General features: G+C 67.9%; 9 protein-coding genes. 1 reads left to right on the top strand and 8 read right to left on the bottom strand.

Annotation, left to right across the window (positions count from 1 at the left end; genetic code table 11):
• Window positions 1-3: 3 nt before the first annotated feature.
• The 8 genes from F603_RS0118360 to ngcE form a co-directional block, all read right to left on the bottom strand.
• Window positions 4-1116, bottom strand: a complete 1113-nt coding sequence (locus F603_RS0118360; protein ID WP_019547445.1) for a substrate-binding domain-containing protein — start codon at window positions 1114-1116, stop codon at window positions 4-6.
• A gap of 292 nt (window positions 1117-1408) precedes the next feature.
• Entirely contained in the window at window positions 1409-2689 is a 1281-nt protein-coding gene (locus F603_RS0118355; RefSeq protein ID WP_019547444.1) for an ROK family transcriptional regulator, read from the bottom strand.
• A 316-nt stretch (window positions 2690-3005) separates the two neighbouring features.
• A complete protein-coding gene (locus tag F603_RS0118350; protein ID WP_019547443.1) occupies window positions 3006-3890 on the bottom strand; it encodes a carbohydrate ABC transporter permease in 885 nt (294 codons plus the stop codon).
• Window positions 3887-4819 carry a carbohydrate ABC transporter permease gene (locus tag F603_RS0118345; RefSeq protein ID WP_019547442.1) on the bottom strand — a complete coding sequence of 311 codons (933 nt, stop codon included), beginning with the start codon at window positions 4817-4819 and terminating at the stop codon, window positions 3887-3889. The genes F603_RS0118350 and F603_RS0118345 overlap by 4 nt, the downstream gene beginning before the upstream one ends.
• Window positions 4820-4873: 54 nt before the next feature.
• The gene (locus F603_RS0118340; RefSeq protein ID WP_019547441.1) at window positions 4874-6136 is read right to left on the bottom strand and encodes an extracellular solute-binding protein; all 1263 of its coding nucleotides are present in this window, start codon (window positions 6134-6136) and stop codon (window positions 4874-4876) included.
• Between the two features lie 167 nt (window positions 6137-6303).
• Window positions 6304-7218: a carbohydrate ABC transporter permease gene (locus F603_RS0118335; protein ID WP_019547440.1), complete on the bottom strand. Its 915-nt coding sequence runs from the start codon at window positions 7216-7218 to the stop codon at window positions 6304-6306.
• A gap of 22 nt (window positions 7219-7240) precedes the next feature.
• Entirely contained in the window at window positions 7241-8245 is a 1005-nt protein-coding gene (locus tag F603_RS0118330) for a carbohydrate ABC transporter permease (protein WP_019547439.1), read from the bottom strand.
• A 127-nt stretch (window positions 8246-8372) separates the two neighbouring features.
• On the bottom strand, window positions 8373-9800 hold the full coding sequence (ngcE, locus tag F603_RS0118325; RefSeq protein ID WP_019547438.1) for an N-acetylglucosamine/diacetylchitobiose ABC transporter substrate-binding protein: 1428 nt from the start codon (window positions 9798-9800) through the stop codon (window positions 8373-8375).
• Between the two features lie 647 nt (window positions 9801-10447).
• On the opposite strand from ngcE, the gene F603_RS0118320 reads away from it, so the two are divergent.
• Window positions 10448-13771 (top strand): GH92 family glycosyl hydrolase, encoded by a 3324-nt coding sequence (locus tag F603_RS0118320; RefSeq protein WP_019547437.1) that lies wholly within the window; start codon window positions 10448-10450, stop codon window positions 13769-13771.
• The last annotated feature ends 36 nt before the right edge of the window (window positions 13772-13807 follow it).

Below are 13807 nucleotides of genomic sequence, written 5' to 3'. Positions count from 1 at the left end.
GCGTCAGATGCCGGCCTTCTCGCAGGCGTCGGCGAACTTGTCGGTGCAGATCTCCTTCTTGGTGAAGAAGCCGGGCTTGCCGACATACTTCTTCACGTCGTCCTTGGTGAGCGGCAGCGGCTTGACGATCTTCGTCGGCACGCCCTTCTCGGACTCGCTGTCGGTCTTCGACGTGGCCACCGTCTCGGCCTTCTTGCCCTGCGCGAGCGCGACCGCGAACTCGGCCGCCGCGTTGGCCTCGGGCACGTACGGCTTGTAGACGCTCATGAACTGCTCGTCGGCGAGGAGGCGCTGCACGGCGTTGAGTTCGGCGTCCTGACCGGTGACCGGCGGCATCTCGTCCTTGGCGTAGCCGGCGCCCTTGAGTGCGGTGATGACGCCGCCCGCCATGCCGTCGTTGGCCGAGTAGACGCCGACGATCTTGTCCTTGCCGAGTGCGGCGAGGGCGCCCTTCATGTTCTCGTTGGCGTTGGCCGGCGCCCACTCCTTGGTGTCGTAGGACTTGCCGATCTTGACCTTGCCCTTGAGGACGGAGAGCGCACCGTCCTTGTACATCTTGGCGTTGGGGTCGGTGACGGCGCCGTTCATCATGACGATCTGGCCCTTGTCGGCCTTGTCGCCGAGCTCGTCGAGGAGCGCCTGGCCCTGGATCTTGCCGACCTTGGCGTTGTCCACCGAGGTGTACGCGCTGATCGGGCCCTCCGCGAGGCGGTCGAAGGCGACGACGGGGATGCCGCTGTCGTCGGCCTTCTTCACCGAGGCGGCGATCGACTTGGCGTCGACCGCGTCGACGATGAGCGAGTCGACCTTCTTGGCGATCATCGTGTCCGCCTGCTGCTGCTGGACGGAGGCGTCCTGCTTGGCGTTGGTGTAGAGGATCTTGGTGTCGTCGCCCGCGAGTTCCTTGATCTTCTTCTCCATCAGCGGGCGGTCGAACCGCTCGTAGCGTGCCGTCTGGTTCTCCGGCAGCAGCAGACCGATGGTGAGCGGGCCCTTCTTCTCGCCCTTGTCGTCCGAACCGTCGCCGGACTCGGCGGCGCTCCCGCACGCCGCGGTGGCGAGCGCGAGCGAGACGGCTACCGAACCGAGGGCGACATGACGCAGCTTTGCGTTCACTGGGGTACCTCCCTGACGGGGCCGTCGTTGCGGCCGAGGTGGCCAGAAGTCAACTCGCACCGGAGGCAGCCGTCAATAAGTAAATCATTAACGAGACGGCAACGATGCCATTCGTTATGGCTGTGAAGACACGCAACTCCCTTGCCTGCGACGGCAGTACGGGCCGCGCCAGACCCCGCGGACCGGCATCGCCCGCCGGCTTCCCCGGGGCCCGACGCCCCCGGCGCGCACGGCGGCCGGGCGCGCGAAACCGCCCTCCGACGCGGCGCCGGAGGGCGGGTGGCGGTGGTTCTCAGACCGCGGCGGCGTCCCGCCCCCCGAGGGGGGCAGTGCCCGACCGGGACGCGGCGTCGTCGGCCGCGGCGGCGTCGTCCCGCGGCCCCCGTGCCGCGGGGAGTCCTGCCGCCGCGTCGAGGAGCGTCGCGTCACCCATCTCGTTGAGCACCAGCGCGAGCGCCCCCAGCACCTCGGCGCGACCGCCCAAGGTCCCTGCGGCAACCTGGAGTTGACGAGCCGCGCTCGGGATGGCGTAGCGCGCGACCGAGTCGCGCACCGGGTCGAGGACCAGCTCGCCGGCCTCCGCGAGGTCGCCGCCCAGCACTACGACCGCCGGGTTGAGGAGGTTGCAGAGGTTCGCCACGCCGCTGCCGATGTGCCGCCCGATGTCGCCGACGACGCGGCGGCAACCCGGGTCGCCCTCGCGTGCGAGCTGCACGACGCGCGGCATCGTCAGGTCGGTGCCGTGGCTGGAGTGGAGGAGCGGCAGGACGTACCGGGCCGCGGTGAAGGTCTCCAGGCAGCCGCGGTTGCCGCAGCGACAGACGGGGCCCGACTCGTCGAGCGTGATGTGCCCGATCTCGCCCGCCGTTCCGCCGGGGCCGCGGTAGATCTGGCCGTTGATGACGAGGCCGGCGCCCACGCCGCTCGCCACCTTGATGTAGGCGAGGTCCGCGGCGCCCTTGCCGTTCCCCCAGACCTGCTCGCCGAGGGCGCCGAGGTTGGCGTCGTTGTCGACGTAGACGGGGACGCCGAGCCGCGCGGACAGCTCCTCGCGCGGGTTGGTGCCGTGCCAGCCGGGCAGTATGGCGGTCGAGCCGAGGACGCCCGTGGCGATGTCGATCGGGCCCGGGACGCCGAGCCCGACGCCGATCACCTTCCACGGGGGGACGCCGGTGTCGGCGACGAGCCGCTGCACGAGGCGTTCGGCGCGGTCGAAGCCCTGCGCGGCGGAGGCGTCGACGTCGATCGGGGCCGACTCCTCCGCGAGCACCTGGTGCGCCAAGTTGCCGACGGCGACGCGCAGATGGCTGTGCCCGAAGTCGACGCCGACGACGATGCCCGCGTCGCCGCTGAGCGAGACCGCGCGTGCCCGCCGACCGCCCGAGGAGGTCGGCGTCACGGTGACCGTGCCGCCGTCCTTCAACTCCCGCACGATGTTGGAGACCGTGGCGGCGGAGAGCCCCGTCCTTCTGGCGATCTCGGCCTGCGTGAGCGAGCCCGACATCCGCACCGCCCGGATCACCCGCTCAAGGTTGGCCCGGTGCAGCGAGGACTGCGAGCCCGGCGTCTCCACCACTGATCCACTCCCGCCTGAAGGTCGACGTACGCGCACCGCGAACCGCCCCCGCCGACGCGGCCCGGCGCGCGGGGCGGTCCACGCCTCCGGACGGGACGGGCTCGCATCAAGGGACTGTGTCCACTAGTTGAACTCTAAGAAGAGCCTGAGCCGCACCGCCCGTCAAGGGCTTGAGCACAAGGGAACCACAACAGGTCGGGTCCCGGTGCTCATCAGGGCGGATTCTACGGAAGATGAGCACACCGCTCCGGGCCGCCCCGCGCGTATGGGACGGCCCGGAGCGGTCCTGGAAGCAACTGCGCCGCGGTGGCCGCTACTTCACCGATCCGGCGGTGAGTCCGGAGACCACGTGCCGCTCGATGAAGGCGAAGAGGATGATGACCGGGACGATCGCCACCACCGAAGCGGCGAAGAGGTAGTTCCACTGCACGGTGTAGTTGCCGATGAAGTTGTTGATGCCCACGGTGAGCGGCTGCTTGTCCGCCTCGGTCATGAGCGTCAGACCCATGACGAACTCGTTCCACGAAGTGATGAAGGTGAAGATCACCGCCGTCACCACGCCCGGGAGCGCGAGCGGCAGCGTCACTCGCGTCATGGCGCCGAAGCGGTTGAGCCCGTCGACCATCGCCGCCTCCTCCAACTGCACCGGGATGGACCCGATGTAGGCGGTGAGAATCCAGACCGCGAAGGCGAGGTTGAAGGCGGCGTTGGTGAGGATCAGCGTCCAGACCGAGTTGAGCATGTCGAGCTGGTGGAACTGGCGGTAGAGCCCGACGAGGAGCGCCGTCGGCTGGAACATCTGCGTGACGAGCACCAGCAGCAGGAACGCCTTGCGCCCGCGGTACTTCATCCGCGCCGTGTAGTAGGCGGCCGGCAGCGAGACGAGGAGCACCAGCAGCGTCGCGCCTCCCGCGACGAGCAGCGTCACCCGCAGGTTGTCGGCGAGCGCCGACTCCTTCCAGACGTCGATGAAGTTCATCCACTCGAAGTCGGAAGGGAGGTAGGTGCGGTCCCGCAGTTCGTCGGAGGGCCGCAGCGCGGTGACGATCATCTCCAGGTACGGAGCGAGGAAGACCGCAGCGAGCAGCCAGGCGCACGCGGCGATCACCAGCGTGCGGGGCCTGAACTTCCGCTTGGGCGGGGGCAGTCGGCGCGGCCGGCTCGGGGCCTCCGGCTTGGTCGCGGTCGCCGTCGTCACGCGTCCTCCTCCTTGTTCCATCCGCTGACCTTGAGGAAGACCAGCACGAGCACGACGACCATGCCGAAGTTGACCACCGACATCGCAGCGGACTCCGCGATGTCCGTCTCCTTGAGCTGGAACATGAAGACGGTGGTCGTCGCGGTGTCGCTGCCCGGGCCTCCCCTGGTCATCGCCCAGATGATCGGGAAGGAGTTGAAGACGTTGATGAGGTTGATCACCACGCCGACGAGGAAGGCCGGCCTGAGCATCGGCAGGGTGATGCCCGTGTACGTCTGCCAGGACCCGGCACCGTCGATGCGCGCGGCCTCGTAGACGTCCTCGGGGATCGTCTGGAGCCCCGCGAGCAGCGTGTACGTGGTGAACGGCAACGAGACGAAGACGGCGACCACCATCATCCACGGCCAGGCGGTGCCCGGGGTGCCGAGCCAGTCTTTCGAGTGGTCGATGAGGCCGAGGTCGAGCATGAGCGTGTTGAGGACGCCGGCGGTCTGGTTGAGCATCCACTTGAAGCCGACGGCGGTCATCAGGACGGAGGCCGCCCAGGGGGCGATCAGCGCCCAGCGGGCGATCCTCCGCCCGGGGAAGCGCTGGTTGAAGAGCTGCGCCAGCGCGAGCGAGATCAGCATCGTCGCCGAGACGACCACGAGCGTCCAGACCACTGTCCAGATCAGAACCCCGGCGAAACTGGAATCGTCGAAGAGCTTGCTGTACTTGTCGAATCCCGCACTGCCGCGGACGACACCGGCGATGCTGATGTTGAGGAACGACGTCCGGATCAACTCGACGATGGGCCAGATGACGACCGCGAAGATGAGCAGGACGGCAGGGGCGATCCACGGAAGCGGGCCGAGGCCGGCCGGGCCGCGACGGCGGCCCGGCGCCCCGCGGCGCCCGCCCGGCCCCCGGCTCCTGCTGGCCGGGGACACCGGGGCCTGATCAGGCACGTTTTCTCCTTGCGGTGCACAGGGTGCGCGGAACGGTCACTTGTTGGCTGCCGCGTCCTCGGCCTTCTTCTGCAACTCGCCCAGCACCTTCGCGGGGTTCTCCTTGATCGCGTTGCCGCCGCTCTTCTTGATCTCGGCGGAGACGACGTCCCAGGCCGGGTCGCCGAGCGGGTAGAACTTGGCGTTGGGCAGCGCCTCGAAGAAGGGCTCCAGGTCCTTGTGCTTCCCGCTGCTCTCCATCTCGGCGAGGGTGTCCTTGGTGACGGGCATCAGGTTGTACATCTCGTCGAACTTGAGCATGTTCTTCTTGCTGAACGCGAAGTCGAGGAACTTCTTGATCTGTTCCTGCTTGCCGTTGTCCTTGAAGGCCATCATCCAGTCGGCGACGCCGAGCGTGGACTTCAGCGGGCCGTTCTTGCCCGGGATCGGCGCGACGCCGTAGTCGACCTTGCCGTCCTTCGCCATGTCGATGAGCGTCGGGTGCCCGTTGAGCATCCCCGCCTTGCCCGCCGCGAAGTCGGCGAACGCCGTCTTGCGGTCGGTGGAGGCCGGGTTGGAGTAGGTGAGCCCCGGCTCCACGAGGTTCTTCCGCAGCCAGGTGAAGGTCTCGACGTTGGCCTTCGCGTCGAGGGTGTACTTGCCGGAGGCGTCGGTGTAGGTGCCGCCGTTGCCGAGCTCCCACATCATCGTCTCGCCCTGCGCCTCCTCGGGGCCGAGCGGCAGCGCGTACGGAGTGTCCGCGGCGCCCGAGGATTTGATCTTCTTTGCGGCGTCGGCGACCTCGTCCCAGGTCTTCGGGGGCTCCTTGATACCGGCCTTCTCGAAGATCTCCTTGTTGTAGAAGAGGTTCCGGGTCGAGGAGACGAAGGGTATGCCGTACTGGTCGCCGTCGACCTCGCCGGCCTTCGCGAAGGTCTGGATGAAGTTCTTGCGCGTCTTCGGGGAGAGGACCTCGTCCGCCTTGTACAGCAGGTCGTCCGCGACCTTGTCGGCGTAGCCGCCGGTCTGGAGGATGTCCGGAACGTTGCCGCTCTGGATCATCGTCTTGACCTTGCTGTCGATCTCGTTCCAGTTGATGACGTCGACCTCGACCTTGAGGTCCTTGTTCTGCTTCTCGAAGTCCTTGGCGACGGCGTTCCAGTACTTCTTCGACGCGTTGGACGCCTTGTCGCCGTAGTCGGCGGCCACCAGCTTCAGCGTGTTCTCGTCCGAACCGCCTCCGCTGTCACCGCCGCACGCGGTCAGCCCCAGCGCCATTGCGAGCGCCGTCGCACCGGTGACCGCTACTCGTCTGTTCATGGTGGTTCAACCCTTCGACCTCGGTGTCGACTTGCCCGGAATGCGCGACCTCCGCTTCCGCGTCGGCGCCGACACTACAGACGCGGAAAACGACTTCAACAGGTCTAGGCCACTTTCGTGGCCAAGCTGAAATAGCCTTCTGTCAGCGAGACTTGACTATCCCAAGGTCACTTCAGCGCTCCCGCGGTCAGACCCGCCTGCACCTGCCGCTGGAAGACGATGTAGACGACGAGGACGGGCACCATCGCGATCGTCAGGCCGGCGAAGAGCGCTCCCCAGTCGCCCCCGTACCCCTGCGAGATGGCCAGCGTGGCGAGCCCCTGCGGCAGCACGTAGCTGCTCTCGTTCTCGTTGTTGAGCAGCAGCGGGAGGAGGTACTGGTTCCACTGGCCGAGGAAGTTGAAGATGCCGATGCTCACCAGCCCGGGCTTCGCCATCGGCAACATCACCTGGAAGAACGTCCGCACGTGCGAGGCGCCGTCGATCTGCGCCGCCTCCTGGACGCCCGAGGGGAGCGTCTGGAAGAAGGAGGTGAGGAAGAAGGTGGTGAACGGCAACGAGTAGGCGATGTACGCGACGATCAGTCCCGGACGCGTGTCGAGCAGCGACAGGTTGTCCATGATCGTGAAGAGCGGCACCAGCGCGAGGATGATCGGGAACATCATCCCGCCGGCGAAGAGCAGGAAGACGGCCCGGTTGCCCGGGAAGGTGAACCGGGCGATCACGTACGCCGCCATCGCGCCCAGGAGCATCGTGCCGGTGAGCGAACCGGCGAGGATTATCAGGGAGTTGAGCGCGTACCTGCCGATGTTGGCGTCGAGCCACGCGTTGGTGAAGTTCTCCCACTGGAGCGAGGTGGGGAAGCCCATGGGGTCGCCGAGGATCTCCCCCGACGACCGGAAGGCGGTGATCACCACCCACAGCAGAGGACCCGCCGCCATCACGACCCACACCACGAGGAAGGCGTGCGAGAAGACGTTGAGAACGCGGCCGTGCGCGGGCCGCTCCCCCTCGACGCCCGAACTCCCGGCCCCGTGGGGGCTGTCGGCTCCGTCCGGTGCGACCTGGACCTGTGCGCTCATCTCTGCCGCTCCCCGCTGTCGTTCAGTACTCGATGCGCTCACGCCGCCCCACCCGCATGACCAGCAGGGAGAAGACCATGCTCAGCACCAGCAGCACCACGCCGATGGCGGTGGCGTAACCGAGCTGGCCCTCCTGGAACTTGTTGTAGAGGTAGACGGGGGTCACCTTCAGCGCATGCTTCGGGACCATGATCAGGGTCACCGCGAAGGCGTCGAGCGCCTGAATTCCCATGTAGATCCAGCCCGTTCGGACGGTGTCCCAGATCAGGGGAAGGGTGACCTTGAAGAAGGTGGTGGCGCGCCCGGCGCCGTCGAGCAGGGCGGCCTCGTAGATGTCGTTGGGGATGGCGCCCATCGCCGCGGAGAAGAGCACCACGTAGAAGCCCACGAAGCTCCAGGAGAGCACGACGAGGGTGGCGACGAGGGCGAGCTTGTAGTCACCGCCGAGCCAGCTCTGCTCGGCTCCCTCCAGCCCCACACCGCCCAACACGCCGTTGAGCAGGCCGCTTCGGGAGCTGAAGACCCGCTGCCAGATCACCGCGATGATGGCGATCGAGAGCACCTGGGGGAAGAAGTAGACCACCTTGTAGAAGGAGGAGCCGACGACCCCGGAGATCGCCTGGTTCCTGCGGTGGCGCCCGCCCGCGGTGATCATGTAGGCGAAGAAGATGCCGAGCGCCAACGTCACGACGGGCGCGATGACGAGCAGCGTGAGGCTGGTGACGAGCGAGTCCCAGAACTTCTCGTCCGACCAGAGCTTGGTGTAGTTGTCCAGCCCGACGAAGTTGGCGGTCGCGCCACCCGTCCAGTCGGTGAACGAGTACCAAATCGCCTGGAGGAACGGCGAGATGACGAATATCGCGTAGAAGATGAGCGGCAGCAGCAAGAACCACGCCACGAAGCGGTACTTGTCGATCGTGCGGTACCTGCGGTCGTACCTCACCCGCTCAGGGGTGAACCGCGGAGGCACCAACACGGAGACGACGAACTGAAGTTGCTCGCCGAGGGAAAGCCGGCGCCACCGCACGTACGGCTGCGCCTCCGGCCGCCGTGCAGCCGGTCGCTCCTTAGTGTTCACGACGCTCCGATCCCCGCTGCTGCCGCTCTTTATCCCTCTCCGCGCGGACGTTGCCCGGAGGGGGGAAGGTACGCCGTCAGTCGGCGTGCTTGACCTTGGTGACGTCCGGGTCCTTGGCGACCCGGTCGAAAGCCTTCTGCAACTCGGACGTCGCCTGCTTCGGGGAGAGTTCGCCCTTCATGAACTTCCCGGCCACGGCGTTGAAGTCGTCGTCGAAGAGCGTGCGGTACCACTCGCGGAAGAAGGCGATCACGACGTTGTCGCCCGCCGCCTCGATCGCCTTCTGCGAACTCTCCACGCCGGGCGACAGGTCGAGCCCGTCGATGGCCCCCTTGACGGCGGGGATCGAGGAGACCTCCTTGAAGAAGTTGCGCGCCGCCTGCTTGCTGAACATGGCGCGCATGAACTCCAGCCCGCCCTGGAGGTTCTGCGCCTTCGCCGGGACGACGAACGGCTCTCCCGGAGGCGCGTAGAGCGTGGTGGCCGGCAGCTTCCCCTTGGCGTCGATCCCGGGGGGTGCGGCGACGGTCATCCGGAAGTCCTTGGGCGTCGTGTCCTTCGCCTCGTTCTCCACCCAGGAACCGTTGGGGATGAAGACGGCGTTCCCCTTCGTCCACTCGGTCTGGGACTCCACGTGGTCGAGGCCGTCCGACTTGGCGAGGATGTACTTCTTCGCGATCAGCTCCTCGTACGCCTCGAAGACGGAGAGGACGGCGTCGTCCTTCCAGGCGTTCGGCTCCAGGTTGTCGATCGCCTTGATGACCTTCTGCCCGCCGGCCTGGGCGATCATCGAGTACATGCCGAAGAAGACGTACCGCGGGTGCTGCCCCGCGTACGTCCAGCCGGCGATCCCCTTGGACTTCGCCTTCTTGCAGAGGGCGAGCATCTCGTCCCACGTCTTGGGGTACTCGGCCTCCAGCGTCTCCGAAAGCATCTTCTCCGAGTACCAGAGCCCGTAGACGGTGGAGGCGATGTTGAGCTGGTAGCACGCCTTCCCGCCGAACTGGCCCATCTCCACGACGCCGGGCACGAGGGTGTCGCGGACCTTGACCTTCGGGTCGTCCCAACTCGGCGCGTCCAGCAGCTCGGAGACGTCGGCGACCTGCTTGTTCTTGACGAGGGTGCCGATCTCCATGTTGTCGGCACCGGAGTTGTTGACGACGTCGGGCGGGTCGCCCTTCACCAGGCGGGGCTGGATCTGGGTGGCGATCTTCTCGGTGGCCTTGTGGTCCACCTTCGCCTCGGGGTGCGCCTTCGAGTACATCTTCTCGACGTACTTGGCGTACTCGTCGTCGTATCCACCGTTGAAGATGTAGACGGAGAGCGGGGCGTCCTCCTTGACGCCGAGCGGGTTCTGCGCCGACTTCTCGCCCTTCTCCGCCTTGTTCTCGTCGCCGCCCCCGGTCGCACAGGAGGTGAGTGCTCCGACGGCGGGCACCGTCAACAGGCCCGCGGCGCCGGCGCGTTTGATGAGGGCACGCCGGTTGACGCTGATCGATCCCATGCTCAAGTCCTCGCCTTCTGTAGGACTCAGGCGGTGTACCGGTCTCCCGTCGATCGCCCACCGGCGAAGGGCCCGACACCGCGGGTCAGTTGGGGCGCGGGCGGTGCAGGTGCCGTCCCGTGCGTCCTCGTACGGATGGTGCAGGTCGTGCAGTGGCCTCGTGGTGCGCCCCTACGGGCGGCCGTGCGGTCCGCGCGGGCCCGTCCGGGGTGCGGACAGGTATAGTCCACTCTGCTCCACTCCGGCAAGATCGAATGCCTGATTGCCCGGCACTCTTTCCCGAGTTGAGACCTGCGCTGCCCGAAAAAGCGAACTTCCCCTCGTCCGCGGGGTGTTCGCGGAGCCGGCACAGGTCCCGCACACACTCTCCCTCCACCCCGTACCGTGCCGCCACAGAAGTGGTGCCACGCATCCTGGAGAGCTTCCACGCGCCACGCAACCCCGGTACCGCGCGCGCGGTAGGACACCTTGACAACCTCACCGCGACGCACGTTACTTGGGCGTTGCGCTCCCCCAACTGACAACGTTGTCGGACATCTTGAGAGGCTCGCGTGCGACTCAGACCCACAACGCCACGCCCCCGAAGCCCGATCCCCCTCCGCCACCGCCGCACAGGGGCCGCAGGCCCCCGGCGGCCACTTCGCGCGGTGGCGCTCCTCGCCGTCGCGGCCGTCGCGCTCACCACGCAGGGCACCGCCGCCGTTGCGGCGCCGGAGCCGCAGAACCAACCCACCCGATTCCACTCGTCGTTCGAGGCCGACGACCCCGCGCCCGACTGGCGCGACACCCCGGAGGAGGGCCCCGACGGCACCCCGCGCACCGGCGGCCTCAGCGGTCCGATGCACACCCGCGTCGGCGACGGGCCCAGCGAGTCCCCCACCGCCAAGACCGGCGCCGGCTTCACCGGCAAGCACGCACTGCGCTACGCAGGCAACCACACGGCGGCCAAACGCGGTTGGGCCTACAACAAGGTCTTCGACACCCGCGTACGCGTCACCCCGCGCACCGTCCTCAGCTACCGCCTCTTCCCCGAGATGCCGGAGCGGGACGGGCGCTACCCCGCCACCCACGCCGCCGTCGACCTCGCCTTCACCGACGGCACCTACCTCAGCGAGCTCGGCGCGACCGACCAGCACGGCGCCGGGCTCAGCCCGCGCGGGCAGGCGAAGTCGAAGACGCTCTACGTCAACCAGTGGAACCACAAGGAGGCCGCCCTCGGCCAGGTGGCGGCCGGCAAGACCGTCGAGCGCGTCCTGGTGGCGTACGACTCGCCCAAGGGCACGGCGGAGTTCGGCGGCTGGGTCGACGACATCGCGCTCGCGCCGGAGCCTCCGGCGCAGACCAAGAAGCACCCGAGCGACCACGTCGTCACCACCCGCGGCACCAACTCCAGCGGCTCGTTCTCGCGCGGCAACAACATCCCGGCGACGGCCGTCCCCAACGGCTTCAACTTCTGGACGCCGGTCACCAAGGCCGACTCGACCGACTGGCTCTACGAGTACGCGGCAGGCAACAACGACGACAACCTGCCCAGCCTCCAGGCGTTCGGCGCCAGCCACGAGCCGAGCCCGTGGATGGGCGACCGCCAGACGTTCCAGGTCATGCCGAGCGCGGAGAGCGGCGCACCGCCGGCCGATCCCGAGAAGCGGGCGCTCCCCTTCCGCCACGAGAAGGAGAAAGCCGGACCGCACCACTACGGCGTCACCTTCGAGAACGGCCTGCGCTCCGACGTCGCCCCGACCGACCACGGCGCGATGATGCGCTTCCGCTTCCCCGCGGGCGACGCCTCGCTGATCTTCGACAACGTCGACGACCGCAGCGGCCTCACCCTCGACACCGAACGCGGCGTCGTCACCGGCTACTCCGACGTGAAGAGCGGCCTCTCCACCGGCGCCACCCGGATGTTCGTCTACGCCGTCTTCGACTCCCCCACGACGGGCGGCGGTTCGCTCAAGGGAGGCGGCAGCCCCGACGCCGGGTACCTGCGCTTCGACGCGGGCGCCGACCGGACCGTCACCATGCGCATCGCCACCTCCCTCATCAGCGTCGAGCAGGCGAAGGCGAACCTCCACGACGAGCTCCCCGCCTCCGCGACGCTGCGCGGGACCGCGCACAAGGCGCAGCAGGAGTGGGACGACATCCTCGGCCGCGTCGAGGTCGAGGGCGCCACCGAGGACCAGCTCACCACCCTCTACTCCAACCTCTACCGGCTCTACCTCTACCCCAACTCCGGCTTCGAGAAGGTCGGTTCGCGCTCGCAGTACGCGAGCCCGTTCGCCAAGGCGGAGAAGCCGGACACGCCCACCGAGACGGGTTCGAAGATCGTCGACGGCGAGGTCTACGTCAACAACGGCTTCTGGGACACCTACCGCACCACCTGGCCCGCCTACTCGCTGCTCACGCCCAAGCGCGCCGGGCGCATGGTCGACGGCTTCGTCCAGCAGTACAAGGACGGCGGCTGGATCTCCCGCTGGTCCTCGCCCGGCTACGCCGACCTGATGACCGGCACCAGCTCCGACGTCGCCTTCGCCGACGCGTACGCCAAGGGCGTCGACTTCGACGCCGAGGCGGCGTACGAGGCAGCCCTGAAGAACGCCACCGTCGCACCGCCCGACTCCGGCGTCGGCCGCAAGGGCATGGAGACCTCGCCGTTCCTCGGCTACACCTCGACGGAGACGGGCGAGGGCATGTCCTGGGCGCTGGAGGGCTACCTCAACGACGCCGGTATCGCCCGTATGGGCAAGGCGCTCCACGAGAAGACCGGCAAGAAGCGGTACCTGGAGGAGTCCCGCTACTTCCGCAACCGTGCGCAGAACTACGTCGAACTCTTCGACGAGCGCGTCGGGTTCTTCCAGGGACGCGACGCGAAGGGCGAGTGGCGCCTCTCCCCCGACGAGTACGACCCGCGCGTGTGGGGCTACGACTACACGGAGACCAACGGCTGGAACTTCGCGTTCACCGCACCGCAGGACACGCGCGGCCTCGCCAACCTCTACGGCGGCCGGGAAGGACTCGCGAACAAGCTCGACGAGTACTTCCGCACCCCGGAGACGGGCGAGGAGAAGTACTCCGGCTCCTACGAGGGCATCATCCACGAGATGACCGAGGCCCGCGACGTCCGCATGGGCATGTACGCGCACAGCAACCAGCCGGCGCACCACATCGCCTACACCTACAACGCGGCGGGCAAGCCGTGGAAGACCCAGGAGAAGGTCCGCGAGGCCCTCTCCCGTCTCTACCTGGGCAGCGAGATCGGCCAGGGATACGCGGGGGACGAGGACAACGGCGAGATGTCCGCCTGGCACCTCTTCTCCGCGCTCGGCTTCTATCCGCTCGTCATGGGTGAGCCCGAGTACGCCGTCGGCTCACCGCTCTTCACCAAGGCGACCGTCCACCTCGAGAACGGCCGCGACCTCGTCGTCGAGGCGCCGAAGAACAGCGCGAAGAACGTCTACGTACAGGGCCTGAAGGTCAACGGAAAGAAGTGGAGCTCGACGGCGCTCCCGCACGATCTCCTCGCGCGCGGCGGCAAGTTGGAGTTCGACATGGGCGCGAAGCCCTCGCGCTGGGGCACGGGCAAGAACGCCGGACCCACCTCGCTCACCAAGGGCGACGAGGTACCGAAGCCGCGCGCCGACGTCACCAAGCCGGACGGCGGCCCCCTCCTCGACGACACCTCGAAGTCGTCGGGCCGGCTCGACGGGACGCCGATGCGCGTCGCCGACGGCGCCGAGGTGGACTCGTACACGCTCACCTCGTCCGACGCCGGCAAGGCTCCGGACGGCTGGGTGCTCCAGGGCTCGGACGACGGGAAGGAGTGGACGACGGTCGACCGGCGCGAGCACGAGTCGTTCGCCTGGGACCACCAGACCCGCGCCTTCACCCTGCCGCACGGGGCAGAGCACAAGCGCTACCGCCTCGTCCCCACGGGCGGCGGCCGAACCCTCGCCGAGGTCGAACTCCTCGGCTGACCGTACCGGAGGGCGGCGTCCCCTTGGGGCGCCGCC

It is taken from the genome of Streptomyces sulphureus DSM 40104, assembly GCF_000381025.1.
Classification (GTDB): domain Bacteria; phylum Actinomycetota; class Actinomycetes; order Streptomycetales; family Streptomycetaceae; genus Streptomyces; species Streptomyces sulphureus.
This window is presented reverse-complemented; position numbering and strand designations above follow the sequence as displayed.

Coding starts and splice junctions, on each gene's coding strand:
- ngcE (WP_019547438.1), bottom strand. CDS start 9,800: ATGGGATCGATCAGCGTCAACCGGCGTGCCCTCATCAAACGCGCCGGC.
- F603_RS0118335 (WP_019547440.1), bottom strand. CDS start 7,218: ATGAGCGCACAGGTCCAGGTCGCACCGGACGGAGCCGACAGCCCCCAC.
- F603_RS0118340 (WP_019547441.1), bottom strand. CDS start 6,136: ATGAACAGACGAGTAGCGGTCACCGGTGCGACGGCGCTCGCAATGGCG.